Annotated in this window: 24 protein-coding genes; 12 read left to right on the top strand and 12 right to left on the bottom strand. The window is 64.7% G+C overall.

All coding sequences use genetic code 11. The annotated features are described in order from the left end of the window. From lpxB to tilS, 5 genes are all read left to right on the top strand, one after another. The gene (lpxB, locus tag HSDC_RS09265; protein WP_064699641.1) at nucleotides 1-1,203 is read left to right on the top strand and encodes a lipid-A-disaccharide synthase; all 1,203 of its coding nucleotides are present in this window, start codon (nucleotides 1-3) and stop codon (nucleotides 1,201-1,203) included. After that, nucleotides 1,200-1,811, top strand: a complete 612-nt coding sequence (gene rnhB / locus HSDC_RS09260) for a ribonuclease HII (RefSeq protein ID WP_064699640.1) — start codon at nucleotides 1,200-1,202, stop codon at nucleotides 1,809-1,811. Before lpxB ends, rnhB begins: the two co-directional genes overlap by 4 nt. 22 nt (nucleotides 1,812-1,833) lie before the next feature. Continuing rightward, nucleotides 1,834-5,343: a DNA polymerase III subunit alpha gene (dnaE, locus tag HSDC_RS09255; protein WP_064699639.1), complete on the top strand. Its 3,510-nt coding sequence runs from the start codon at nucleotides 1,834-1,836 to the stop codon at nucleotides 5,341-5,343. Between the two features lie 126 nt (nucleotides 5,344-5,469). Beyond that, nucleotides 5,470-6,423: an acetyl-CoA carboxylase carboxyl transferase subunit alpha gene (accA, locus tag HSDC_RS09250; protein WP_064699638.1), complete on the top strand. Its 954-nt coding sequence runs from the start codon at nucleotides 5,470-5,472 to the stop codon at nucleotides 6,421-6,423. Nucleotides 6,424-6,684: 261 nt separating this feature from the next. Beyond that, complete coding sequence (gene tilS / locus HSDC_RS09245; protein ID WP_064699789.1) at nucleotides 6,685-7,965, top strand: tRNA lysidine(34) synthetase TilS; 1,281 nt, start codon at nucleotides 6,685-6,687, stop codon at nucleotides 7,963-7,965. Nucleotides 7,966-7,967: 2 nt separating this feature from the next. On the opposite strand, the gene ppx is transcribed toward tilS, so the two are convergent. Continuing rightward, nucleotides 7,968-9,500, bottom strand: coding sequence for an exopolyphosphatase (ppx, locus tag HSDC_RS09240; protein WP_064699637.1), 1,533 nt, complete (start codon nucleotides 9,498-9,500; stop codon nucleotides 7,968-7,970). A gap of 438 nt (nucleotides 9,501-9,938) precedes the next feature. On the opposite strand from ppx, the gene rho reads away from it, so the two are divergent. From rho to HSDC_RS09215, 6 genes are all read left to right on the top strand, one after another. After that, entirely contained in the window at nucleotides 9,939-11,198 is a 1,260-nt protein-coding gene (gene rho / locus HSDC_RS09235) for a transcription termination factor Rho (RefSeq protein ID WP_064699636.1), read from the top strand. A gap of 266 nt (nucleotides 11,199-11,464) precedes the next feature. Beyond that, the gene (ubiD, locus tag HSDC_RS09230) at nucleotides 11,465-12,958 is read left to right on the top strand and encodes a 4-hydroxy-3-polyprenylbenzoate decarboxylase (RefSeq protein WP_064699635.1); all 1,494 of its coding nucleotides are present in this window, start codon (nucleotides 11,465-11,467) and stop codon (nucleotides 12,956-12,958) included. Then, complete coding sequence (locus HSDC_RS09225; RefSeq protein WP_064699634.1) at nucleotides 12,955-13,734, top strand: NAD(P)H-flavin reductase; 780 nt, start codon at nucleotides 12,955-12,957, stop codon at nucleotides 13,732-13,734. Before ubiD ends, HSDC_RS09225 begins: the two co-directional genes overlap by 4 nt. Then, nucleotides 13,731-14,444 carry a dihydromonapterin reductase gene (gene folM, locus HSDC_RS09220; RefSeq protein WP_064699633.1) on the top strand — a complete coding sequence of 238 codons (714 nt, stop codon included), beginning with the start codon at nucleotides 13,731-13,733 and terminating at the stop codon, nucleotides 14,442-14,444. Before HSDC_RS09225 ends, folM begins: the two co-directional genes overlap by 4 nt. Nucleotides 14,445-14,798: 354 nt before the next feature. Then, nucleotides 14,799-14,966 (top strand): hypothetical protein, encoded by a 168-nt coding sequence (locus HSDC_RS16865; protein WP_170825692.1) that lies wholly within the window; start codon nucleotides 14,799-14,801, stop codon nucleotides 14,964-14,966. 5 nt (nucleotides 14,967-14,971) lie between these two features. Continuing rightward, nucleotides 14,972-16,054: a 3-deoxy-7-phosphoheptulonate synthase gene (locus HSDC_RS09215; RefSeq protein ID WP_064699788.1), complete on the top strand. Its 1,083-nt coding sequence runs from the start codon at nucleotides 14,972-14,974 to the stop codon at nucleotides 16,052-16,054. A gap of 65 nt (nucleotides 16,055-16,119) precedes the next feature. Here the strand turns inward: HSDC_RS09215 and ppk1 are convergent, their stop codons facing one another. Next, entirely contained in the window at nucleotides 16,120-18,312 is a 2,193-nt protein-coding gene (gene ppk1 / locus HSDC_RS09210; RefSeq protein ID WP_064699632.1) for a polyphosphate kinase 1, read from the bottom strand. A gap of 45 nt (nucleotides 18,313-18,357) precedes the next feature. Continuing rightward, a complete protein-coding gene (hemB, locus tag HSDC_RS09205; RefSeq protein WP_425292851.1) occupies nucleotides 18,358-19,371 on the bottom strand; it encodes a porphobilinogen synthase in 1,014 nt (337 codons plus the stop codon). A 220-nt stretch (nucleotides 19,372-19,591) separates the two neighbouring features. Between hemB and elbB the strand changes: the two genes are divergently transcribed. Continuing rightward, entirely contained in the window at nucleotides 19,592-20,254 is a 663-nt protein-coding gene (gene elbB, locus HSDC_RS09200; protein WP_064699630.1) for an isoprenoid biosynthesis glyoxalase ElbB, read from the top strand. Between the two features lie 107 nt (nucleotides 20,255-20,361). On the opposite strand, the gene tatC is transcribed toward elbB, so the two are convergent. From tatC to HSDC_RS09160, 9 genes are all read right to left on the bottom strand, one after another. Further along, nucleotides 20,362-21,114: a twin-arginine translocase subunit TatC gene (gene tatC / locus HSDC_RS09195; protein WP_064699629.1), complete on the bottom strand. Its 753-nt coding sequence runs from the start codon at nucleotides 21,112-21,114 to the stop codon at nucleotides 20,362-20,364. Further along, nucleotides 21,111-21,494, bottom strand: coding sequence for a Sec-independent protein translocase protein TatB (gene tatB / locus HSDC_RS09190; protein WP_064699628.1), 384 nt, complete (start codon nucleotides 21,492-21,494; stop codon nucleotides 21,111-21,113). The genes tatC and tatB overlap by 4 nt, the downstream gene beginning before the upstream one ends. Nucleotides 21,495-21,500: 6 nt before the next feature. Then, nucleotides 21,501-21,761, bottom strand: coding sequence for a Sec-independent protein translocase subunit TatA (tatA, locus tag HSDC_RS09185; RefSeq protein WP_064699627.1), 261 nt, complete (start codon nucleotides 21,759-21,761; stop codon nucleotides 21,501-21,503). Between the two features lie 82 nt (nucleotides 21,762-21,843). Beyond that, nucleotides 21,844-22,173: a phosphoribosyl-ATP diphosphatase gene (locus HSDC_RS09180; protein ID WP_064699626.1), complete on the bottom strand. Its 330-nt coding sequence runs from the start codon at nucleotides 22,171-22,173 to the stop codon at nucleotides 21,844-21,846. Nucleotides 22,174-22,198: 25 nt separating this feature from the next. Next, complete coding sequence (gene ubiB, locus HSDC_RS09175; RefSeq protein ID WP_064699625.1) at nucleotides 22,199-23,821, bottom strand: ubiquinone biosynthesis regulatory protein kinase UbiB; 1,623 nt, start codon at nucleotides 23,819-23,821, stop codon at nucleotides 22,199-22,201. Continuing rightward, nucleotides 23,818-24,453 (bottom strand): ubiquinone biosynthesis accessory factor UbiJ, encoded by a 636-nt coding sequence (locus tag HSDC_RS09170; RefSeq protein WP_064699624.1) that lies wholly within the window; start codon nucleotides 24,451-24,453, stop codon nucleotides 23,818-23,820. Before HSDC_RS09170 ends, ubiB begins: the two co-directional genes overlap by 4 nt. Before the next feature lie 7 nt (nucleotides 24,454-24,460). Next, nucleotides 24,461-25,213, bottom strand: a complete 753-nt coding sequence (gene ubiE / locus HSDC_RS09165) for a bifunctional demethylmenaquinone methyltransferase/2-methoxy-6-polyprenyl-1,4-benzoquinol methylase UbiE (protein ID WP_064699623.1) — start codon at nucleotides 25,211-25,213, stop codon at nucleotides 24,461-24,463. A 16-nt stretch (nucleotides 25,214-25,229) separates the two neighbouring features. Beyond that, nucleotides 25,230-25,367, bottom strand: coding sequence for a hypothetical protein (locus HSDC_RS16860; RefSeq protein WP_170862758.1), 138 nt, complete (start codon nucleotides 25,365-25,367; stop codon nucleotides 25,230-25,232). A 12-nt stretch (nucleotides 25,368-25,379) separates the two neighbouring features. Continuing rightward, nucleotides 25,380-25,766 carry a gamma-butyrobetaine hydroxylase family protein gene (locus tag HSDC_RS09160; RefSeq protein ID WP_064699622.1) on the bottom strand — a complete coding sequence of 129 codons (387 nt, stop codon included), beginning with the start codon at nucleotides 25,764-25,766 and terminating at the stop codon, nucleotides 25,380-25,382. Nucleotides 25,767-25,797: the final 31 nt, after the last annotated feature.

Below are 25,797 nucleotides of genomic sequence, written 5' to 3'. Positions count from 1 at the left end.
ATGGGCATGCAACGCATCTATGTCGTCGCCGGGGAGCTTTCCGGCGACATCCTCGGTGCCGGGCTGGTACGTGAGTTCAAGGCGCGTCATCCCGAGGCGGAATTTCGTGGCATCGGCGGGCCGCGCATGATCGCCGAGGGCGTCGACAGTCGCTTCCCCCTGGAGACTCTGTCCGTGATGGGGCTGGTCGAGGTGCTCAAGCACCTGCCCAGGCTCGTGGGTGTGCGCCGGACCCTGCGGCGAGACGCACTCGACTGGCAGCCCGACATCATGATCGGCATCGATGCTCCCGACTTCAACCTGGAGCTGGAGCGCCAGTTGCGCGAGGCCGGCCTGACCACGGCGCATTATGTCAGCCCCTCTGTCTGGGCCTGGCGCCAAGGGCGGGTCAAGGGCATCGCGCGCGCCGTGGATGCCATGTTGACCTTCCTGCCTTTCGAGGCGGCCTTCTATGCGCGCCACCGGGTTCCGGTGGCCTATGTCGGGCATCCCCTGGCCGATGAGCTGCCGCTGACCAACGATAGGGCGGCGGCTCGTGAAGCGCTGGGTCTCCCGGCCCATGGCACGCTGCTGGCGGTGTTGCCAGGGTCGCGATCCAATGAAATACGCTTCCTGGGGGCGACCTTCCTGGAGGCTGCCGAGCGGCTATGCACCGAACGCCCGGAACTGAACGTCGTCATTCCCGCCGCCACGGCGGCTCGTCGGGAAGAGCTGGAAGCTCTGCTGGCCGAGCGCGAGGCCCTGAGCGGTCGCGTGACCCTGGTCGAGGGACGCTCGCGGGAGGCCATGGTCGCCAGCGACCTGGTGCTCCTGACCTCGGGCACCGCAGCCCTGGAGGCGATGCTGTGTCACCGCGCCATGCTGGTGGCCTATCGCATGGCCCCCATGACGCACTTTCTGGCCAAGCGTCTGGTCAAGACCGAGTGGATCTCGCTGCCTAACCTGATCGCCCGTGAGACGCTGGTCCCCGAATTGATTCAGGACGCGGCCAGTGCAGATGCCATTGCCGCCCGACTGGCTGAGTTTCTCGATGATGACGAGGCACGTGCGGCTCTGGAGGAACGCTTTGCCGCCATGCACGCGGAGCTCCGTCGGGGTGCCAGCCGGCGTGCCTGCGATGCCATCGAGGCACTGGTGGAAGGACGGGCGTTGCCGGCCTCGGTGGCGCCGGAAGGGGCGCTGCGGGAGGAGACCGGTTCATGAATGCCAAGACATTGCCACCTCTGGTCATCGATTACCACGGCGAGCGGTTGGCCGGTGTCGACGAGGTGGGGCGAGGCCCCCTGGTCGGGTCCGTGGTAGCGGCGGCGGTGATTCTCGACCCCGCCGATGCCATCACCGGACTGACCGATTCCAAGAAGCTGACCGCCCGGCGACGCGAGGCGCTCGATGCCGAGATTCGCGAACGGGCAATGGCCTGGTCGGTTGCCGAGGCCACGGCCGAGGAAATCGACACGCTGAACATCTATCACGCCACGCACCTGGCCATGCGGCGAGCCATCGATGCCCTGAGTCCCGCTGCCGAGTATCTGCTGGTGGACGGTAATCGCCTGCCCGGGCATCATGTGCCGGGACAGGCGGTGGTCAAGGGCGATGCCCGTCACGCGGCGATTGCCGCCGCCTCGATCCTGGCCAAGGTGGCTCGCGATGCCGGCATGCAGGCCCTGGATGCCCGATATCCCGATTATGGTTTCGCTCGTCACAAGGGCTATCCGACTCGCGAGCATCTGGCCGCCCTGGAGCGCCTGGGGCCACTGCCCGAGCATCGGCGTTCATTTGCGCCGGTGAAACGTCAGCTGGCGCTGTTCTGATCCACCAAGCCCCGAGTTCATCATGACCACACCCTTCGTCCATCTGCGCGTTCACAGTGAGTTTTCCCTGGTCGACGGTCTGATACGCCTCAAGCCGTTGATCAAGGCGGCGGTGGATCAGGGAACCCCGGCATTGGCGCTGACCGACGAAGCCAACCTCTTCGCCCTGGTCAAGTATTACACCGGCGCCCAGGGGGCCGGCCTCAAGCCGATCATCGGCAGCGACCTGTGGCTGACCAATCCGCATGACGATGAGCACCCGTATCGCCTGACGCTGCTGGCGATGGACGGGACCGGTTATCGCAACCTCACCGAGCTGATTTCGCGCGGCTGGGTGGAAGGCCAGCGACAGGGCCGGGCGTTGCTCGATCGCTCCTGGGTGATGGCCCAGAGCGAGGGGTTGATCGCGCTTTCCGGTGGCCGCGAGGGAGACATCGGCCGTCATCTGCTGTCCGATCACCACGCCGAGGCACGCGCCTTGCTCGACGAGTGGAACGCGGCCTTTCCCGGTCGCTATTACCTGGAGCTGACGCGCACCGGCCGCGCCCTGGAAGAAGAATGCGTGCACCTCTCGGTGGATCTCGCCGTCGAGACGGGCACGCCGGTGGTGGCCACCAATGATGTGCGCTTCCTCGAGCGCGAGGATTTCTGGGCCCACGAGACACGGGTGGCGATCGGTGAAGGCAAGGCGCTGGATGATCCGAGGCGCGAGCGTCATTACACCGAGGAGCAGTACCTCAAGAGCCCCGAGGAGATGGCCGAGCTGTTCTCCGATATCCCCGAGGCGCTCGAGAACAGCGTGATGATCGCGGCGCGCTGCAACGTCGATGTTCGCCTGGGTGAGATCTTCCTGCCCGAGTACGGGATTCCCGAGGGCATGACCCAGGAGGAATTCTTCCGCAAGGTGTCCCACGACGGCCTCACCGAACGCCTGGACTTCCTCTATCCGGCCGAACGCTATCCCCGGGATGGCGCGGAATATGCCGAGATCGACGCGCGTTATCGCGAGCGCCTCGACTTCGAGCTCGACATCATCTTGCAGATGGGCTTTCCCGGCTACTTCCTGATCGTGATGGACTTCATCCAGTGGGCCAAGGACAACGATGTCCCGGTCGGCCCCGGGCGGGGGTCCGGTGCCGGCTCGCTGGTGGCCTATGCACAGAAGATCACCGATCTGGACCCCCTCGAGTACGATCTGCTGTTCGAGCGCTTCCTCAACCCGGAACGTGTCTCCATGCCCGACTTCGACGTCGACTTCTGCATGGAGAAGCGTGATCGAGTGATCGAGTATGTGGCCGAACGATACGGACGCAATGCGGTCTCGCAGATTGTCACCTTCGGCACCATGGCCGCCAAGGCGGTGGTGCGCGACGTGGCCAGGGCGCAGGGCAAGCCTTATTCCCTGGGGGACAAGCTTTCCAAGCTGATTCCCTTCGAGGTGGGCATGACACTCGGCAAGGCGATCGAGGACGAGCCCCAGCTTCAGGAATTTCTCGAGGCTGACGAAGATGCCCAGGAAATCTGGGACATGGCGCTCAAGCTCGAGGGGATCACCCGAGGTACCGGCAAGCATGCCGGCGGTGTGGTGATCGCGCCGACCAAGCTGACCGACTTCTCGCCGTTGCTGTGCGACGAGGATGGCAGCGGCCTGCGGGTGCAGTACGACAAGAACGACATCGAAGACGCCGGCCTGGTCAAGTTCGACTTTCTAGGGTTGCGCACCCTGACCATCATCGACTGGGCGCTGGAGATGGTCGACAAGGTGCGGGCCGCCAAGGGCGAGGGACCGCTGAATATCGACACCATCCCGCTCGATGATGTGGCGACCTTCGACATGCTCAAGAAGGCCGAGACGACGGCGGTCTTTCAGCTGGAATCGCGCGGCATGAAGGAGCTGATCAAGCGTCTGCTGCCCGACTCGCTGGAAGACATGATCGCCCTGGTGGCCTTGTTCCGTCCGGGTCCCCTGCAGTCGGGCATGGTCGACGACTTCATCAACCGCAAGCACGGCCGGGCCGAGGTCGCCTATCCTCACCCCGACTACCAGCATGAGCTGCTCAAGCCGGTGCTCGGCCCGACCTACGGCATCATCCTGTATCAGGAGCAGGTGATGCAGATCGCCCAGGTGATGGCCGGCTACAGCCTGGGCCAGGCCGACCTGCTGCGCCGGGCCATGGGCAAGAAGAAGCCTGAGGAGATGGCCAAGCAGCGTACCGGCTTCCTCGAGGGCTGCGAGGCCAACGGCATCGATCGCGACCTGGCCGGCAACCTGTTCGATCTGGTGGAAAAATTCGCCGGCTACGGCTTCAACAAGTCGCACTCGGCCGCTTACGCCCTAGTGTCCTACCAGACCGCCTGGCTGAAGGCGCATTATCCCGGCCCCTTCATGGCGGCGGTTCTCTCCACCGAGATGGACAACCTCGACAAGGTGGTGCCCTTGATCGAGGAGTGTCGGCATCTTGGGCTTACCGTGACACCGCCGGACGTCAATGTCGGTGGCTTCAAGTTCACCGTCGATGCCGATGGCCGGGTGATCTATGGCCTGGGGGCGATCCGTGGTGTGGGCGAAGGGCCCATCGGGGCCATCGTCGAGGCGCGGGAGTCGGAGGGCGAGTTCCGTGACCTGTTCGACTTCTGCCGTCGCGTCGACCCCCAGCGCATGAACAAGCGGACCCTCGAGGCATTGATCCGCGCGGGCGCGCTGGACAACCTGGGGCCCAGCCGGGCGGTGCTCACCGCGGCGCTGGACGATGCCCTCAAGGCTGCCGCCCAGAATCAGGCCAACCAGAACCTCGGCATGATGGACATGTTCGGCGATGCCCTCTTCGACGATCCGGGTGACGACGAGGCTGACGTCTATGCCGATTATCGTCGCGTTCGCGACTGGTCCGACAAGGAGCGGCTGGCCGGCGAGAAGGACACCCTCGGGCTTTATCTCACCGGACATCCGATCGACGAGTACGAGCAGGAACTGTCGCGCTTCGTCTCGACCCGGATTGTCGATCTCAAGCCATCTCGTGAGCCGCAGCGGGTAGCCGGGCTGGTGGTGAACGTGCGTACCATGAAATCCAAGCGCGGCGATACCATGGCCTTCGTGACCCTGGATGACCGCACCGGCCGCATCGAGGCCTCACTGTTCGGTGAGCTGTTCGATTCCCTGCGCGGTCGCATCGATACCGACCAGGTGTTGATCATCGAGGGCGAGGTCTCCACCGATGACTATTCCGGTGGCCTGCGGCTGCGCGGCAAGGACGTCACCCCGATGGTCGATGCCCGGACTCGCTTTGGCCAGGCGGTGGAGCTGTCGCTCGATGGGGCCGGGGTCAACGGCCGGCTGGTCGACAGCCTGCGTGACAGCCTCGCGCCATATTGCGATGATGGCGGGTTGCCGGTTCGCTTACGCTACCGTAATGCCGAAGCCACCGGCTGGCTGGAACTGGCCGAGCAGTGGCGAGTCCAGCCCAGCGACGAACTGCTGCTCGCCTTGCGCGAGGTGCAGGGGCAGGATGGCGTGCGCCTCAAGTACCGATGATCAGGTGGCGGGCCCGCGTACCGTGTACAGGGCCCGTCTTGCGTGGGATTGTCAGGGTGCGATAATGCCCGCCATTCGACGATTTTTCCCTCGGTCATCCCGCGGCCGACGAGACAAGGCTAGCCCATGAATCCGAATTACCTAGATTTCGAACAGCCCATCGCCGAGCTTCAGGCCAAGATCGAAGAACTGCGCATGGTCGGCAACGACAGCCAGGTCAACCTGAGCGATGAGATCGGCCGGCTCGAGGAAAAGAGCCGCAAGCTCACCGAGTCGATCTTCAAGGACCTGAGCGCCTGGCAGGTCTCGCAATTGTCCCGGCATCCGCAGCGTCCCTATACCCTGGATTATCTGGAGCACGTCTTCACCGACTTCGACGAGCTTCACGGCGATCGTCGCTTCGCCGACGACGCCGCCATCGTCGGTGGTGTGGCGCGTCTGGATGACAAGCCGGTCATGGTCATTGGCCATCAGAAGGGCCGTGACGTGCACGAGAAGGTGCGTCGCAACTTCGGCATGCCGCGCCCTGAAGGCTACCGCAAGGCATGTCGCCTGATGGAAATGGCCGAGCGCTTCCGCATGCCGGTGCTGACCTTCATCGATACCCCGGGCGCCTATCCCGGCATCGATGCGGAAGAGCGGGGGCAGAGCGAGGCCATCGCCTATAACCTGGGCGTGATGTCGCGCCTCAGGACGCCGATCATCTCCACGGTGGTGGGCGAGGGCGGTTCCGGTGGCGCGCTGGCCATCGGTGTCTGCGATGAACTGGCCATGCTGCAGTATTCCACCTATTCGGTGATCTCGCCGGAGGGCTGTGCTTCCATCCTGTGGAAGAGCGCCGAGAAGGCTTCGGAAGCGGCCCAGGCCATGGGCATCACGGCCGAACGCCTCAAGGAGCTGGGATTCGTCGATACCTTGATTCCCGAGCCTCTGGGCGGCGCCCATCGTCAGCCAGCGGTCACCGCCGACCGGATCAAGACCGCGCTGCTGGAGAGCCTGGATCGCCTCGAGGCCATGGAGACCGATGTGCTGCTGGAGCGGCGGTATGAGCGGTTGATGTCTTACGGCGCCCCTGTTTGATATCGAGCCTTTCGGCGCTCGACCAGGCGGCGTTGGAGACGACCTCAGCCTGCTCCTCTGCCCGCCTGTGAACGCCGCGGCTTCGGTCTTCACCGCCTTGCGACCCACAGGGATGTGGGAAGTGCGTTGGCCCGTCGGGAACGGGCCTAGCCCTGATTGTCGCTCGAAGAGGCCACGGGGTCGCTGGATGGTCGCGATGCTTGGAGCAAGGTTCAGCGAGCCCATTCATCGCTTCGTTTCGTCCGAGCGGTTTCCCTGCCCATGAGCGCCGAGCCTTCTTCCCTGCAAGCCTTGATCGACGATGCCCTGGCGGCGACGCCGCCGGGGCGTACGGTCTGGGTGGCGCTGTCCGGAGGACTCGATTCTTCCCTTCTGTTGACGCTGGCGGTGGAGGCGAGCCGACGCCATCCACGGCCGCTGCGTGCCTTGCACGTTCATCATGGCCTGCAGGCCGCTGCCGACGACTTCGAGTGCCATTGTCGCGAGCTTTGCGAGCGCCTGGGCGTGTCGCTGTGCGTCGAGTGGGTGAATGTCGAGGTGTCGAGTGGCGAGGGCCTGGAAGGTGCGGCACGGCGCGCCCGCTATGCAGCCTTTGCGCGTTGCGTGGGAGAGGGCGATACCCTCTGGTTGGCCCAGCATCGTGACGATCAGGCTGAAACCTTCCTGCTGGCGGCACTGCGTGGTGCTGGCCTGCGCGGCCTGGCCGCCATGCCTGTCGAGCGTGAGCAGGCCGGGGCGCGGCTGGCACGCCCCTGGCTCGGGGTTTCCCGGGCAGCCCTGGAGGCCGAGGCGGCGCGCCGAGCGCTTGCCTGGGTCGAGGATCCGAGCAACGCCGAGACTCACCAGGATCGCAACTTTCTGCGTCATCGCGTGATGCCGGTACTGGCGCGGCGCTGGCCCGAAGCCAGTGCGTCGCTGGCGCGCAGTGCCGAATTGGCCGGCGAGGCCGATGGCCTGCTCGATGAGTTCGCCAGTGAGGATCTGGCGCGCTTGGGCGGGAATCCGGGCTGTCTGGCTGTCGATGCCCTGCAAGCCTTCTCGGCGCCGCGCTGTCGCCTGTTGATTCGCCATTGCCTGAGTCGCCAGGGGTTGCCAGCGCCGCCGGCCAGGCGACTGGATAGCCTGCTCGACCAGCTCGAGGCGCGCCGCGATGCCGAGGTGCGGGTCGCCTGGTCGGGAGGTGAGGCTCGGATCTGGCGCAAGACGCTGTACTTGATGGCACCTCCCGTGTCGCTGCCGCCTGACTGGCGAGGCGAATGGGACGGTCGGTCGCCGCTGGTGACGCCGCTGGGTGAATTCCGCATGGGGCTCGTTCGCGAGGATGGCTCACCCGCGCGCCTGACGCTGGCGCCTCGTCTCGGTGGAGAGCACTTGCGACTGCCGGGGCGGGGGGCGCGCGATCTCAAGCGCGTGCTGCAGGAGCGCGGAGTGCCTCCCTGGGAGAGGGCGCGAGCATGGGTGGTCTGGCAGGGCGAATGCGTGGTGGCGGTAGGCGGCCCCGCGGGGTGGCTGGCGCTCGCCGAGGGATGGCGAGCGCCCTGAGCTCAGATCAGCGTCAGTTCCAGGCCGGCGGCATGCTGGTAGGCGACTTCTTGCTCGAGATCGGCCAGCAACAGGTTGAGATCGTCACTCTCGTCGCAGTGCAGGGTCAGCGCCTCGCCCGAGGCGCGAAGCTCGGGTTGGGCGGGCGGCTGCTCGGGACGCGAGTGGTTGAGCAGCACCGCCAGGCGCAACAGGCGGGCCAGGCGTCCATGGGGAACCTGCTCGGACGAGGGCAGGGCCTGCCATTCCTTGGTCGGGAACTTGCGTCGGTGGGCGCGGACGAGAAAGGCGAGCAGCCGCTGTTCGGGACGCGAGAACCCTGACAGATCGGAGTGTTCCAGCAGGTAGGCGCCATGTCGATGGAACTGGCTGTGCGAGATGGCCAGCCCGATCTCGTGCAGCCGGCTTGCCCATTCAAGGAAGCGAGCCTGGTCATCGTCCAGCGCCCAGGCATCGCGGACCTGCGCCAGCAGTCCCAGGGCCGTGGCGGCGACGTTGTCGGCCTGCCGGCGGTCGACGTCGTAACGTTGTATCAGGGCATCCAGCGTTTTCAGGCGTGGGTCTTCCGGGCTGTTACGGCCGACGAGGTCGTAGAGCACACCTTCGCGCAGGGCGCCGTCGGCATAGCGCATTTCCTCAAGGTCGAAGGCTTCGAAGATGGCGACGAGAATCGCCACCCCGGCGGGAAAGACGCGTGCGCGGTCCGCCTTGAGTCCGGTCAGGGAAACCTTGTCCAGGCGCTTGGTCTTGATCAGGCGCTTGCGCAGGTCGAGCAGGCCCTGGCGGGTTATCACCCCTTCGGGAGACTTGCCGGCGGCGGCGATCACGGCGGCGGCCGCCTTGATGGTGCCACTGGAACCGACCGGATCCAGCCAGCCGATCTTCTGGTAGGGGCGGCGGATGTTGGCGAGCTCCGAGAGCGCGGCCAGCTCGGCGCGTCGCATGCGCTTCTCGCTGAGTTCGCCGTTGTTGAAGAAGCGGCGGGTAAAGGTCACGCACCCCATGCTGAGACTTTCCAGGGCCAGGGGGTCGAAGTGCTCGCCGATGATGAGTTCCGTGGAGCCACCGCCGATGTCGACGATCAGCCGGCGACCGTCCTCGGCCAGGGCGTGCGCCGCGCCAAGGTAGATCAGACGCGCTTCCTCGCGACCGGCGATGATCTCGATGCGGGTGCCCAGCAGGGCCTCGGCCCGATCGATGAACGCCTGGCTGTTGTCGGCGCTGCGCAGGGCGTTGGTGCCGACGACCCGCAGGTTGCGTGGCGTGATGTCTTCGAGAAAGGGCGCGAAGCGGGCCAGGCAGTCCAGGGCTCGCGTCATGGCGGCCTCGTCGAGCAGGCCGTCCTCGCCGACGCCATCGGCCAGCTGCACCTTTTCTCCTTTGCGGGCAACCACCTGCAGCCGGTCATGCTGATAGTTGGCGACCAGCAGGTGGAAGCTGTTGGAGCCGAGGTCGATGGCGGCGAGGCGTCGCGGCTCTTCCTGTGTCGTCGTGCCGCTCGGGGCGGCGTCCGGTCTGTCCTTGAGCGCTGTCATGACGGGTCCTTCAGGGTGACAGGTCAAAGGTTGCGGGCCCCCGTGGAGCTTGTCAATCGTCGAGCGCATGGGGGCTTGCGTTTCGCCGCGGCGTTGACTAGTATCGGGGCGTTCGCCTGTTCCGAATGCTTTCCGACCGCTCAACGGCGACTGCGCCGCGGTCAAACTCCAAGTCGTCAGATAGCCCACTGCATCAGCCCGTGATATTGGTCTTCGGCCAGATCCGCTGATTCAGGCGAAACTAACCTGCTCCCTCGATATACGTTCATGGTCGACATCCCCGTACTTGGCGGTTGTCCCTCCATGGCCATAGGATCCGCGCAAACGAGAGCAGCCTGTCCGGGCTCTGAACGCACCCAACTATGGCGTTTCCGTCTCGCCTTCTGTCCATCACGGCGCATATCGCCCGGCTTTCAAGAGCAACGTCTGAACACACCGATGAATCTTACCGAACTCAAGCAAAAGCCCGTGCCGGAACTCCTGGAGATTGCCCGCGAAATGGGCATCGACAATCTGGCGCGCTCCCGTAAGCAGGACATCATCTTTGCCATTCTCAAGAAGCACGCCAAGAGCGGCGAGGCCATCTACGGGGATGGTGTGCTGGAGATCCTGCAGGACGGGTTCGGCTTCCTGCGTAGCGCCGACAGTTCCTATCTGGCCGGCCCCGATGACATCTACGTCTCGCCTTCTCAGATCCGGCGCTTCAATCTGCGCAAGGGCGACTCCATTTCCGGCAAGATTCGTCCGCCCAAGGAAGGGGAGCGTTACTTCGCGCTGTTGAAGGTCAGTCAGATCAACTTCGACAAGCCGGAAAACGCCAAGCACAAGATCCTCTTCGAGAACCTCACGCCGCTGTTCCCCCAGGAACGACTGCGCATGGAGATCGGCAACGGCTCCACTGAGGATCTGACGGCGCGGATCATCGACCTGACCTCGCCCATTGGCAAGGGACAGCGTGGCCTTCTGGTGTCTCCGCCCAAGGCGGGCAAGACGCTGATGTTGCAGAACATCGCCACGTCCATCACCCGCAACAATCCCGAGTGTCACCTGATCGTGCTGCTGATCGACGAGCGGCCCGAGGAGGTCACCGAGATGTCGCGCACGGTGCGTGGCGAGGTGGTGGCCTCGACTTTCGACGAGCCGCCGGCACGTCACGTGCAGGTCGCCGAAATGGTCATCGAGAAGGCCAAGCGACTGGTCGAGCACAAGCGTGACGTGGTGGTCCTGCTCGACTCCATCACGCGCCTGGCCCGGGCCTACAACACCGTCGTGCCGTCCTCGGGCAAGGTGCTGACCGGTGGTGTCGACGCCCATGCCCTCGAGAAGCCCAAGCGCTTCTTCGGTGCGGCGCGCAACATCGAGGAAGGCGGCAGCCTGACCATCATCGCCACGGCGCTGGTCGATACCGGCTCCAAGATGGACGAGGTGATCTTCGAGGAGTTCAAGGGCACCGGCAACATGGAGGCCCACCTGGACCGCAAGCTGGCCGAGAAGCGTGTCTATCCGGCGCTCAACATCCGTCGCTCCGGCACCCGCCGCGAAGATCTCATTGCCTCCGAGGAGGAAATGCAGCGCATGTGGATCCTGCGCAAGCTGCTCAATCCCATGGAAGACGTGGCGGCCACCGAGTTCCTGATCGATCGCTTGAAGGATACCAAGACCAACCTGGAATTCTTCGAGGCCATGAAAAGACGTTGATTCTGGCCTGCAGCACTCGACGATGCGGCGTTGGAAAACAGCTCAAGCTGCTCATTTACTAAAGTAAACTCCGCACTTTCGCTGTTTTCCGCCTTGTCTCGTCTTCGCTCGCAACGGCCAGCTCTCAACGCCTCGCCGCTCTTCTTCATTTTCGGGTCGATCGGCGCAGGGGTGTCGGGCAATGGCGCCCAGGCGCAGCATCCCGAAGGGGCAGCATGATATGCTGCCCCTTTTGCTGTGTGTCGTTCGGGAAACGGGAAGGCCGCATGAAGTACAAGGATCTGCGCGAGTTCATCGCGGTGCTGGAGCAACAGGGCGAGCTCACGCGCGTCACTGCCGAGGTGGATCCCTATCTCGAGATCACCGAAATCTGTGACCGCACTCTGCGTGCCGGTGGCCCGGCGCTGCTGTTCGAGAACGTCAAGGGACACGACATGCCGCTGCTCGGCAATCTGTTCGGAACGCCGAGGCGGGTGGCCATGGGCATGGGGCAGGAGTCGGTGAGCGCGCTCGGCGAGGTGGGCGAGCTGCTGGCCTTCCTCAAGGAGCCCGAGCCGCCCAAGGGGTTCCGCGATGCGCTGGACAAGCTGCCGGTCTTCAAGCAGGTCATGCGCATGGGCCCCAAGACGGTTCGCAAGGCGCCGGTCCAGGAGCTGGTGTATGAGGGCGACGAGGTCGATCTCGACCGCTTGCCCATCCAGCATTGCTGGCCAGGCGATGCCGCGCCGCTGATCACCTGGCCGCTGGTGGTGACCCGGGGGCCGAACAAGTCGCGCCAGAATCTGGGCATCTATCGGCAGCAGAAGCTCTCGCGCAATCGCTTGATCATGCGCTGGCTGTCCCATCGGGGCGGTGCGCTGGACTATCAGGAGTGGCGCGAGTCGCATCCCGGCGAGCCTTTCCCGGTGGCGGTGGCGCTGGGGGCCGACCCGGCGACCATTCTCGGCGCCGTGACGCCGGTGCCCGATACGCTCTCCGAGTACGCCTTCGCTGGCCTGCTGCGCGGGTCGCGCACCGAATTGGTCAAGGGCGGGCATGTCGACCTCGAGGTGCCCGCCTCGGCGGAGATCATCCTCGAAGGCGTCATTCATCCCGACGACACGGCGCCGGAAGGCCCCTACGGCGACCATACCGGCTACTACAACGAGGTGGAGGAGTTTCCGGTCTTCACCGTGACGCGCATGACCATGCGACGCGACGCCATCTATCACTCCACCTATACAGGACGCCCTCCGGACGAGCCGGCGGTGCTCGGGCTGGCGCTCAATGAAGTGTTCGTGCCCATCCTGCGCAAGCAGTTTCCCGAGATCGTCGACTTCTATCTACCGCCCGAAGGGTGCTCTTACCGCATGGCGGTGGTGACCATGAAGAAGCAGTATCCGGGCCATGCCAAGCGGGTGATGATGGGCGTGTGGAGCTTCCTGCGCCAGTTCATGTACACCAAATTCGTGGTGGTGCTCGACGATGACGTGAACGCCCGAGACTGGCGGGATGTCATCTGGGCGATCACTACGCGCATGGACCCTGCCCGGGATACCGTGATGGTCGAAAACACGCCCATCGATTATCTGGACTTCGCCTCCCCGGTGGCGGGGCTCGGTTCCAAGATGGGGCTGGATGCCACCAGCAAGTGGCCAGGTGAGACCGAGCGCGAGTGGGGCCGACCCATCGTCATGGACGAGGCGGTGAAGGCCAGGGTCAGCGAGCGCTGGGCGGAGCTTGGCATCGAATTCCCCGACACCGACAAGAGGCATGCATGACAGCCAGAACCCTGACTTGCCGGGTAGCAGAGGTCGAGGACCTCACGCCCGACGTCTTTCGCGTTTATCTGGAAGGCCGTGCCGAGGCCGTGGCCCACGCGGCCGGCCAGTATCTCGAACTCGATATCGGTGAGGGGGAATGGGTGCCTTTCTCCATTGCCAATGCCCATGGCGGGGATGGGCGCATCGAGCTGCATATCCAGCATTGGCCGGAACGCAGCAACTCAGCCAAGCTGCGTGAGTTACTGGTGGAGGCCGAGCAGCTCAGGCTGCGCCTTCCCAGCGGCGACTGCATCATCGATCCCGACAGTCGGCGCCCCTTGCTGCTGGTGGCTGCCGGCACCGGCTTCGCACAGATGAAGGCCATCGTGGAGTCGGCCCTGGCCGAAGACCCCGAGCGTCATGTCGAGCTGTGGTGGGCGGCCAAGGAGCGTCGGGATTTCTACCTGGAACGCTTGCCCCGGGAGTGGGCTGCGGCGTATCCCCATGTCCACTTTCACGGCGTCAGCGAGGCCGGGGTGGCGGCGGATTTCGATGACGAACGGGTGAGTGGACACCGTGGGCGCGTGGACGAGGTGCTGGCACAGCGGCTTGCCGATGTCTCCGCCCACGATGTCTACCTGTCCGGCTCGCCGGGCATGGTCTATGCCTGTGTCGATGTCCTGGCATCGCTTGGGTTGGTGCCGTCCCGGGTGTTTTCCGATGTCTTTGCCTACGCGCCGAGAGAGCCTCTGGTGCCGACCGTAGGGAGTCTGGTCAAGGAGAGAAGGGCATGAGCGCGGCACCGATCCTGATCACCGGCGGGGCACAGCGACTCGGTCGGCACTGTGCCGAGCGGTTGTGTGACGATGGCCATCCGGTGATCGTCACCTATCGTCGCGAACGGCCGGCACTGGATGCCCTGCGCGAGCGTGGCATCGTGACGCTGCAGGCCGATTTCGGTGACGAGGCGGGCATTCGCGATTTCATGGCGCGGCTTCGGGAAACCACCTCGTCGCTGCGGGCCATCGTCCATAATGCCAGCGACTGGTTACCCGATGCCGAGGGCGGTGAGGCCGGCACCAACTTCGAGCACCTGTTCCGGGTGCACATGCTGGCGCCTTACCTGATCAACCTCGAGGCGCGCGAGCTTCTCGAGGCGTGCGGCGAGCCGTTGCGCGACATCGTGCACATGACCGACTACGTGGCGACCCGAGGATCGCGCAAGCATATCGCCTATGCGGCTTCCAAGGCGGGGCTGGAGAACCTGACGCTGTCCTTTGCCGCCCGCTATGCCCCCACGATCCAGGTCAACGCCATCGCGCCGGCCATGATCATGCTGGGCGAGAACGACGATGAGGCCTATGCGGAGAAGGCCAGGGCCAAGTCGGCGATGGCCACGATTCCCGGCCCCGGCGTGATCTACGAGAGCCTGCGCTATCTGCTCGACAACCGCTATGTGACCGGGACGACACTGCCGGTGGATGGCGGCCGACACCTGCGCTAGTGATGCCATCGACGGTGTGGAGCACATGAGCGCTTGTCATCGGCGCCACGACACGGCAGGATGTTGGGGAGATTTCAGGAGACGACCATGCCCGCGAGCCCTTGCACCCGATTCCTACGTTCCGCCCCGCAGGCGGCGTATGGTCGTGGGCAGCGTTTCGAGGGCCGGTGGCCCGGCTATCGCTATTGGTTTAGCGACGGCGTGCCGGCGGTCGTGTCCTGACGCCAAGACAGCGAAGGACACCACCGCGAGGCTCGCCCCACCCAGGGTTGCCTCCATCGACGAAACCCCCGGACGGCAACCCCGCCCGGGGGTTTCGCGTTTTGTCCCATGCATTCATCGAGGAGAACGACCATGACCGTCAACCATCGCTTCCATGCCGACCGCCGTATCCTGGGACGGGACTATTACGGTTACGGCTGGCGATTTAGCGTTGCGCGGTCGGGCCTGGATGCCACCTCCGACCGTGAGCTTGCCGGTGGCACGACGACAGCCAATCGATGTTCACGCTCACGGAGTTGAAGCTCATGAATGCCCCCGTTTCCTCGCTTTCTCGACACGCCCTGACCGACCGTACCGGCGAGACTGTCTTGCCAACCCCGGAAGCACTTCGTCACGACGTCTCGCTTGCCACGCCGCTCGCCGGTCGTATCCAGCAACATCGCCAGGCCATCCGTGACATCCTTGCCGGCCGCGATGACCGTCTGCTGGTGATCGTCGGCCCCTGTTCGATTCATGATCCCGTCGCCGCCCTCGACTATGCTCGCCGCCTGGCCGAGCTGGCACCGCGTATCGACGATCGCATCCTGCCGGTGATGCGGGTCTATGTAGAAAAACCTCGCACTACCGTGGGCTGGAAGGGGCTGGCCTATGACCCGGATCTCAATGGTCGCGGTGACATGGCGCGGGGCCTTTCGCTGTCGCGCCGACTGATGCGAGACATCGCTGAACTGGGGCTGCCGGTCGCCACCGAACTCTTGCAGCCGATGCTGGCCGCCTATCTGGACGACCTGCTGTCCTGGGTCGCCATCGGGGCGCGTACCACGGAGTCCCAGCTGCATCGGGAACTGGCCAGCGGGCTCGAGGCCGTCGTGGGGTTCAAGAATGCCACCAGCGGAGACATCGGAGTCGCGCTGGATGCCATGCATGCCGCTCGGCACCCTCATCAGCATTTCGCCATGGCGCCGGATGGAAGCCCGGTGGTGCGCGAGACTGCCGGCAATCCTCACACCCATGTGGTCCTGCGGGGCGGGCACGGTGAACCCAATTACCGGGCTCCCCAGGTGGCGGCGAGTCGCCGGGCCCTGGTGGACGCGGGTCTCTCGCCGCGCCTGATGGTGGACTGCAGCCATGCCAATGCCCGCAAGGACCATCGACGCCAGAGCGAAGTGATGCTCGACGTGCTGGGGCAACGCCTGGCGGGCGACGATGCCTTGATCGGCCTGATGCTCGAGAGCCACATCCACGAGGGCAAGCAGCCTCTCGAACCCGATCATCTGCGCTATGGCGTCTCGGTGACCGATGCCTGCATCGGCTGGGAGACGACCGAGCACCTGTTGCTGACGGCGGCCGAGAAGTTGCGCCGGGCTTCGCCCGGCGCTGGAAGTTGAGAGCCGTAAGCTTTAAGTAAAACTTTTCTCGTCGTCCTGGGTGGCCGCATGCCGGCTTACGGCTTTCAGGCACGCGCCGCGTAGGCGTAAAGCAGCGTCTCCTGGGCGCTGATCGGGGCGGCGTCGCCGGGCGTCTGCTTGACGTAGGTGCCGTCGCCCTGCAGCAGCCAGCTCTGGCAGTTGTCCACCAGATAGGTCTCGAGATCCTTGCGCACCCGTGCGGCCAGTTTCTTGTCGAGCAACGGGAAGCAGGTCTCCACGCGATGGAACATGTTGCGTGCCATGAAGTCGGCGCTTGACCCCCAGGTTTCCGGCTTGCCGTCGTTGTGGAAGTGGAACACCCGGGTGTGCTCGAGGAAGCGGCCGATGATCGAGCGCACGCGAATGGATTCGGAAATGCCGGGCAGGCCGGGGCGCAGGCAGCACATGCCGCGGATGATCAGATCGCATTCCACGCCGGCCTGGGAGGCGCGGTAAAGCGCCTGTATCAGCTTGGGCTCGGTGAGTGAATTGCACTTGATGATCAGGTGAGCCCGCTTGCCCTTGCGGGCATGCGCGGCTTCGCGATCGATCATTTCCACCAGGCGCTCGTGCAGGGTGAAGGGCGCGTGCAGCAGCTTTTCGATCTTGCGTGCCCGGCCCATGCCGGAGAGCTGCTGGAAGACCTTGTGGACGTCGGCGCACAATACCGGGTTGGCGGTGAGCAGGCTGTAGTCGGTATACAGTTTGGCGGTCTTGGAGTGGTAGTTGCCGGTGCCGAGGTGGGCGTAGTGGCGCAGTTCGCCGCGCTCGCGACGCACGATGTGCATCATCTTGGCGTGGGTCTTGTAGGCCATCACGCCGTAGATGACGATGGCGCCGGCCTCCTGCAGCCGCGAGGCGAGAGCCAGGTTGTCGGCTTCGTCGAACCGCGCCCGCAGTTCGATCACCACGGTTACTTCCTTGCCGTTGCCAGCGGCTTCCACCAGTGCATTGACGATCGGCGAGTCAGCGCCGGTGCGGTAGAGCGTCTGCTTGATGGCCAGTACATCCGGGTCCCGCGCCGCCTCGCGCAGCAGTTCTTCCACGGGGGCGAAGGACTGGAAGGGGTGATGAAGCAGGATGTCGCCCTCGGCCATGGCGTGCAGCACGCTGTCGCGCTTGCTCAGCGCCTTGGTCTGGCCGGGGATGAAGGCGCGGTAGAGCAGTTCGGGACGATCCACTTCGCCGAGCACCGACATCATGCGGGTCAGGTTCACCGGGCCATTGACCCGGTAGAGGTCCGCCTCGCCCAGTTCGAACTGCTTGAGCAGGAAGTCGACGAGTTCGTCGGGACAGTTGTCGGCTACCTCGAGGCGCACGCCGCTGCCGTAACGGCGTGACAGTAGCTCGCCACGCAGTGCGGAGGCCAGGTCGGAGACGTCCTCGGGATCCACGGAGAGATCGGCATTGCGGGTCAGCCGGAACTGGTAGCAACCGCGCACCGACATGCCTGGGAAGACCTCTTCGGCATGGGCGTGGATCATCGATGACAGGAAAACGTACTCGGTGAAGCCTTCCTCGCACAGCTCACCGGGCAGGGCGATCACTCGGGGCAGGGAGCGTGGCGCCGGCAGGATCGCCATGCCGCCCTCGCGGCCGAAGGCATCCTTGCCTTCCAGCTCGACGATGAAGTTCAGGCTCTTGTTGACCAGCCGCGGGAAGGGGTGTGACGGGTCCAGGCCGATGGGGCTGATCACTGGCATGATCTCGGACTCGAAATAGTCACGGACCCATTCGCGTTGTGCCTCGCTCCAGTCGCCGCGGCGCCGGAACCTCAGGCCCTGCTGCTCCAGTGCCGGGATGAGATGCTCGTTGAGGATGCGATACTGGCGCTCGACCTGCTCATGAGCGATCTGGGAGATCTCGGCCAGTACCGAGCGGGGCGGTCGGCCATCGGCGCCGGTCGTCTCGTCGCCCAGGGCCACCTGGTTCTTGAGGCCCGCTACCCGGATCTCGAAGAACTCGTCCATGTTCGACGAGAAGATCAGCAGGAACATCAGTCGATTGAGGAGCGGATGCGCCTCGTCCAGTGCCTGCTCGAGGACCCGTACGTTGAACTGCAGATGCGACAGTTCGCGATTGAAGTACAGACCCGGGTCGGTGAGATCGGCTTCCGGGTCCGGCATCGCCTTGGGCTTGATGCCGGTGCGTGTCTGGTTGAGTCGAGGTACCGGGGCCTCGCCGCTCGGGGTGATGTCCAGCTCGCTTTTGGCCTCTGGGCGATGCGATTCTTCCATGGGAGATCCCTGCTGTCGTCAGCCGGCGGGGCTCCCGTCCGGCGTTCAGGTGTTATCGGAACCGTCGGCGAGCAGGCGAGCCGCTCGCTTGGCGAAATACGTCAGGATGCCGTCGGCACCGGCGCGCTTGAAACACATCAGCGACTCCAGCATGACCGCGTCGGCATCCAGCCAGCCGTTGTCGAAGGCCGCCATGTGCATGGCGTACTCCCCGCTGACCTGGTAGGCGAAGGTCGGCACCCGGAGTTCGTCTCTCACGCGACGCACCACGTCCAGGTAGGGCATGCCGGGCTTGACCATTACCATGTCGGCGCCTTCGGCCAGGTCCAGGGCGGCTTCGTGGAGGGCCTCGTCACCGTTGGCGGGATCCATCTGGTAGGTGGCCTTGTCGGCGCGTCCCAGATTGCTGGCCGACCCCACGGCGTCGCGGAAGGGACCGTAATAGCTCGAGGCGTATTTGGCGCTATAGGCCATGATCCGCGTATTGTGCAACTGCTCTTTCTCCAGCACTTGACGAATGGCACCGATGCGCCCGTCCATCATGTCGGATGGGGCAATGATGTCGGCGCCCGCCTCGGCGTGGGACAGTGCCTGCTTGATCAGGGTCTCCACGGTGCGGTCGTTGAGCACATAGCCCTCGCTGTCGAGGATGCCGTCCTGCCCGTGACTGGTATAGGGGTCCAGGGCCACGTCGGTCATGATGCCGATTTCCGGTACGGCGCGCTTGAGTTCGCGCACGCTGCGCTGGATCAGCCCGCTGGCGCTGTACGACTCCTCGGCCAGCTCGCTCTTCAGCGATGACTCCACCACCGGGAAGAGTGCCAGTACGGGAATGCCCAGGTCGCGGGCCTCCCGAGCCTCCTCGATCAGCAGGTCCAGGGATAGCCGCTCCACGCCGGGCATGGAGGGCACCGCTTCACGCTGGCCTTCGCCCTCGAGCACGAATACCGGCCAGATCAGGTCGGCAGGCGTCAGGGTGTTCTCGCGCATCATGCGACGCGAGAAGTCGTCACGACGCATGCGCCGCATGCGTGTGGCAGGGAACTGGCGTGAGGTCATGAGGCTCAAGGCGATTACTCCGACTGGTGACCTGGGCCGCCAAGGGGAAGTCTGGCGGCCCGAGATGACATTGTGATGACAATGCCTCGAGTATATCAGCGTGGCAGGGTCTCGAAAGATGCGTCTTGTCGCACCCTTGGCGACTCTCTAGAGTGAAGGGTTCACATTGACTGACCCCGCCCGGCGAAACCGGTGGGAGCACGCGTTCAAGGAGACGAGCATGAGCAAGCAGGTGGCAGTGATTCTGTCGGGGTGCGGGGTGCAGGACGGCTCGGAGATCTACGAGACCACCCTGACCCTGCTGCGTCTGGACCAACTGGGCATCGGATATCGCTGCTTCGCCCCGAACATCGATCAGCACGATGTGATCGACCACCGCAATGGGGAGTCCCAGAGCGAGGAGCGTCGCAACGTGCTCGTCGAATCGGCACGGCTTGCCCGAGGTGATGTCGCGCCACTCGAGGAGCTGGAGGCCGATGAGTTCGACGCCGTGATTCTGCCGGGTGGCTTCGGGGTGGCCAAGAACCTTTCCACCTTTGCCGAAGACGGTGCCGATCTGGTCATCCAGGCTGGGCTCGGGGAAGCGCTGGCGGACTTCTACGAGGATCGCAAGCCGATCGGCCTGATGTGCATCGCTCCCGTCATGGTGCCGCGACTGCTGGGGCCGGGGATTGCCGTGACCGTCGGTCACGATCCGAGCGTGGCCGGCGCGATCAGCGCCATGGGCGGGCTGCACCGCAGCTGCGGTGTCGAGGATGTCGTCGTGGATTTCGAGAACCGTGTCGTCACCACGCCGGCCTACATGCTGGCAACCCGCATCGGCGAAGCCGCCACCGGGATCTTCAAGCTGGTCGACCGTATCGATGAGCTGATGGATCTTTAAGCTGGAAGAGCGGTGCTTCGCGCCTGGAAGCTTCAAGCGGGAGGAACAGCGCCTCGATGGCTTTGCTATCGAGGCGCTTTGCATTCATTTGCCTTTGAGCTTAGAGCTTATGGCTCGTCGGCCGCATCCGCGTCGCGCTTTCGCTTGATCAGCCGGCCGAACAGCAGCCCCACTTCGTAGAGCAGATACATCGGTATCGCCAACAGGCTTTGCGAAACGACGTCAGGTGGGGTCAGCAGCATGCCGATGACGAAGCAGCCGAGCACGACGTAGGGGCGTTTGCGGGACAGGCTCTCCACGGTGGTGGCGCCAGAGAGGATCAGCAGGAAGGTGGCGATGGGAATCTCGAAGGCCACGCCGAAGGCGAAGAACAGCTTGAGGACAAAGTTGAGGTACTGCTGGATGTCGGTCATCACCGCGACGTTCTCGGGCCCGGCCTGGGTAAAGAACTGGAACAGCAGCGGGAAGACCACGTAGTAGGCGAAGGCGGCGCCGGCGTAGAAAAGCGCGATGCTCGAGGCCAGCAGCGGGAGGGCCAGCTTCTTTTCGTTGTCGTACAGGCCCGGGGCGATGAAGGCCCAGGCCTGGTGGAGCACGAAAGGTACGGCAATGAAGACCGCCACCATCAGGGTCAGCTTGAACGGCGCGAGGAAGGGCGAGGCCACTTCGGTGGCGATCATCTGCGAGCCTTCCGGCAGCAGCGCCATCAAGGGGGTGGCAACGAAGGTGTAGATGTCGTTGGCGAAGGCGTAGAGCCCGAGGAATATCACCAGGATGACCACCACGGCGCGCATCAGTCGTGAGCGCAGCTCGATCAGGTGCTCGATCAGCGGGGCGTGCTTTTGCTCCTGTTGGCTCATCGGGAGGCGGCGTCCTTGTCGGCATCTTTAGAAGTGGATTCGTCGGAGCGACGCTCGATGCCTGTGTCGTGGGAGGGCTCATGGCCCGTGGAAGGGGCGTCATCGGTGCTGGGGGTGTCGGTCTTGGCGAGGCCTTCCACATCGCGCTTGACGCGATCGACACTCTCGTCGAGCTTTTTCTGCTGCTCGTCGAGCTTGCGGCGCAGCTCTTCTGCCTCGAGCTGGCTGTTGATCTCCCGCTGCATGTCGGAGACGGAACGCTTGATGCGGCCGATCCAGAGTCCAGCGGTACGGGCCGCGCGAGGCAGGCGCTCGGGACCCAGCACCAGCAGGCCGACGACGGCGAGGATCAGGAGTTCGAGAAAGCCGATGTCGAACATGGCGGCTTACTTGCGCTCGTCCTGTTCCTCTGCCTTGCGCTCGGCCTTGACGTCGTAGGTCGTGCCTTCGTCGTCGTGGCTGACGCGCGCCTGAGGATCGTCCGTGCTCTTGTCGTTGCCCTTTTCGTCCTCGTTCATCGCCTTCTTGAAGCCTTTCACGGCACCGCCCAGGTCGCCGCCCACATTGCGCAGTTTCTTGGTGCCGAAGATCAGGATGATGATGCCGAGCACGATCAGCAGTTGCCAGATACTGATACCACCTAACATGGAGACTTCCTCAGGTTTTGGCTTCGGAGCTGCCGAAGCGAAAGTGCGAATCGGGAGCGTCGATACGGCGACGGTGTCGGCGTTATCGAGCGGCCTTCTCATCGTGCCCGGAAACGCCCAAGCGCCGGGCCAGTTCGTCGAGCACCTGGCGATGATCCAGGTCCAGGTGCGAGAGCATCACCAAGCTATGAAACCACAGGTCGGCGGTCTCGGCGACCAATGCCTGGCGCTGGTCGTCCCCGCCTCCCTCGGCGTCCTTGGCCGCCAGCAGTGTCTCGGTGGCTTCCTCGCCGACTTTCTCGAGTATCTTGTTCAAGCCCTTGTGATGCAAGGCGGCCACGTAGGAGTCTTCCGGGTCTGCATGGCGACGCTGTTCGAGCACGTCATGAAGGCGTTCGAGAATATCGCTCATTGTTTAAGATTCCGTTACAGGGTGATCAGTTCCAGGCCAACAGCAAGGCGCCCAGCAGGGCGGCGCCGAGCACCGGCCAGGGCTGTCCGTCGGCCCATTCGGCCAGTGGTTGCCAGGCCAGGGCCACGGCCACCAGCAATATGCCCAGGCGCAAGCGCCGATGACGGCGGCTCTGCCGCCCGAGGCGTTGGCGGATATCATCCACGGCCTCGGACTGGCGGCGTTGATGCTGATGGCCGCGCTCGGCCCGGGCCAGCGCCTGGTGGGCCAGTACGGGAAGTTCCGGTAGCTGGCGGGAGAGCTCCGGGGCCTGGCGCTTGAGAGATTCCCAGAACCCGCGTGCGCCGGCACGCTCGCGCATCCACTGCTCGAGGAAGGGCTTGGCCGTGGCCCACAAGTCCAGGTCTGGATAAAGCTGGCGCCCGAGGCCCTCGATATTGAGCAGGGTCTTCTGCAACAGCACCAGTTGCGGCTGGACTTCCATGTTGAAGCGCCGTGCGGTCTGGAACAGGCCGAGCAGTACCTGGCCGAAGGAGATGTCCTTCAGCGGTTTCTCGAGAATCGGCTCGCAGACGGTACGCACGGCGGCGGCGAATTCGTTGGCCCGGGTGTCCTCGCCGACCCAGCCGGACTCGATGTGCAGAGCGGCGACCTCGTAGTAGTCCTGGTGGAAGAAGGCCAGCAGGTTGCGAGCCAGATAGTCCTGGTCCTCGCGGGTCAGGCTGCCGACGATGCCGCAGTCGATGGCGATGTACTGCGGATCCCGGGGTGTCTCGCGGGCCACGAAGATGTTGCCCGGGTGCATGTCGGCATGGAAGAAGTTGTCGCGAAAGACCTGGGTGAAGAAGATTTCCACACCGCGTTCGGCGAGTTTCTTGAGGTCGGTGCCCTGGGCCTCGAGTGCGGCCGTATCGGCCACGGGGACGCCGTGGATGCGTTCCTGGACCATGACCCGATGGCGGGTCAGGTCCCAGTGGATTGCCGGTACGTACAGCAGCGGCGAGTACTGGAAGTTGCGCTTGAGCTGGGAAGTATTGGCGGCTTCCTTGGTCAGGTCGAGCTCGTCGAACAGCGTCGATTCGTAGTCGCGCACCACCTCGACCGGTCGCAGGCGGCGGGCCTCGGGAATCCGTGCCAGGATGCCGGCGAGCCGGTACAGCAGCGCCATGTCCTGGCGCATGACTCTTTCGATGCCGGGGCGGATGATCTTGACTACCACATCCTCGCCGCTGTGAAGGGTCGCGGCGTGAACCTGCGCGATGGAGGCCGATGCCAGGGGCTCGGTGGCGAAGCGGACAAAGGCCTCGTCGAGTGACATGCCGAGTTCCTGCTCGACCAGCGCGCTGGCCTGTTCGCCGGGGAAGGGCGGGACCTGGTCCTGGAGACGCTTGAGCTCATCGGCGATATCCGGCGGCAACAGGTCACGACGCGTCGACAGCACCTGGCCGAACTTGATGAAGATCGGCCCGAGGGTCTCCAGGGCCAGACGCAACCGCTCGCCGCGGCAGCGCGGGCCGGTGGGGATCAGGCGCAGCGGCGACACCAGGAAGAGCCCGCGCAGCCACCAGGGCATGCGCGTCAACGGCAGCAGGGTATCCAGCCGATAGCGGCTGATGACCCAGGTGATGCGCAGCAGGCGCGAGATCATGCCGAGGTCTCCGGGGCGGTCAGCCGACGGCGCAGCCGTTCGAGGCGCGCCTCAAGGCGATCGGTGGCGAGTTCCAGTTCGGTGAGGTGGTCTCGCATCACCTCGAACTGATGCTGTCCCGGCAACCACCTGGCCTCTTCGAAGACATACTCGGCCACGTCGGCGCGTAACTCGCGCTGGGTGCGAAGCCCCCAGCGACCGACGCTGCGCATGCCCTCGGCCAGGCTATGGGCGGGCACGTCGCCGAGCCAGCGTGCCAGTTCGCCTTCCCAATCCAGGTCGAGGTCCAGCAGCAGGTCGCGGACTTCTTCCAGCAGGTGGACGCGGCCTCTGACCGAGAGCTTGCCCTGAAACATCAGGCGCTCGATGGAGGCGCCGCCGAGCAGCTCGCCGAGGGTCTCGGTGTCGAGCTCGACGATGGCATCGAAGGAGGCTTCATCGGGCTCGTCCGGGCGCAACAGGTCGATGCCGCCGGGGTGGAAGTGGGCGCTCAGCGCCAGGGAGGGAGCTTCCAGGCGCAGCAGGATGCATTTTCCGGCCAGTCGCGCCAACCGTGAGGGCGCGGCGGGGTCGCGGGCGAGCAAGGCATTGAGGGTGCGTTCGAGGCCGGCCAGCAAGAGGGTCGATGTCATCTCGGCCTCACAGTTTGATGCCGCGATGCAGGGCGACGATGCCGCCGGTGAGGTTGGTGTACTCGACGCGCTCCAGGCCGGCGGTTTCCATCATTCCCTTGAGGGTCTCCTGGTCGGGGTGCATGCGAATCGACTCGGCCAGATAGCGATAGCTGTCGGCGTCGCCGGCGACGCATTCGCCCATGCGGGGCAACAGGCGGAAGGAATACTCGTCGTAGGCTCGGTTGAGCAGGGCGCTGCGGGGCTTGGAGAACTCCAGGACCAGCAGTCGGCCACCGGGCTTGAGCACTCGTGTCATGGAACGCAGGGCGGCGTTCTGGTCGGTGACGTTGCGCAGGCCGAAGGCGATGGTGATGCAGTCGAAGCTGTTGTCGGGAAAGGGCAGGGTCTCGGCGTTGGCCTGCACGTACTCGACATTGCCGCCCACGCCGCGATCGATCAGCTTGTCACGGCCGACCCGCAGCATGGATTCGTTGATGTCGGCCAGAACCACGCGGCCACGTGGGCCGACCAGTCGCGAGAACCTGAAGGTCAAATCGCCCGTGCCGCCGGCGATATCGAGCACGTTGTGGCCGGGTCGTACGCCGGCTCGCTCGATGGTCAGGCGTTTCCAGACCCGGTGAATGCCAAAGGACATCAGGTCGTTCATCACATCATAGCGGGATGCCACCGAATGGAAGACGTCTGCCACGCGGGAGGCCTTCTCCGTGACCGGGACTTCCTGGTAGCCGAAATGCGTGGTGTGCTTGTCGCTGGTCATGCGAGGGGCTCCCGAATCAGCTGCACTGAAGGAGGCGAGGCCAGGCCTCGCTCGATGGGGCGATATTGTAGCGCCCCGTGACCGCCCTTGTCTTGACGCCGATGCCGGTCACCCAGCCGGGGAAGCGGAAGAGTTCCGGGGGCGGCAAGAACATCCTCGCTTGTCCCTACAGTTGCTTGATCTCGATGCCCATCGGCTCTCGCGAGGCGCCGGCTTCCTCCAGGCGTTTCAGGTAATCGGCCCAGTTGGCGTCACGGTGCTGGATGAGGTCGTGCAGATAGTCCCAGCTGTACAGGCCGCTGTCGTGGCCATCGTCGAAGTGCAGCTTGATCGCGTAGCGGCCGACCCGCGAAATGTTGGCCAGACCGACGTCCTTCTTGCCGACCTGCAGGGTGGCGGACTCGGGGCCACCGTGGCCCCGCACCTCGGCGGACGGCGAGAAGACGCGCAGATATTCCACCGACAGACGGTGGCTCGTGCCGTCGGCGTAGCCGAGTTCGAGCTCACGGGCCTGCTTGTGGTAGTGGATCTTGGTGGGGATCGGAGCGGACATGGGCACCTCCGGTGAGAGGAAAGACGGAAGA

The organism is Halomonas caseinilytica, from assembly GCF_001662285.1.
Taxonomy (GTDB): Bacteria; Pseudomonadota; Gammaproteobacteria; order Pseudomonadales; family Halomonadaceae; genus Halomonas; species Halomonas caseinilytica.
The sequence above is the reverse complement of the archived record's forward strand: the minus strand, read 5'-3'. Positions and strand labels throughout refer to the sequence as shown.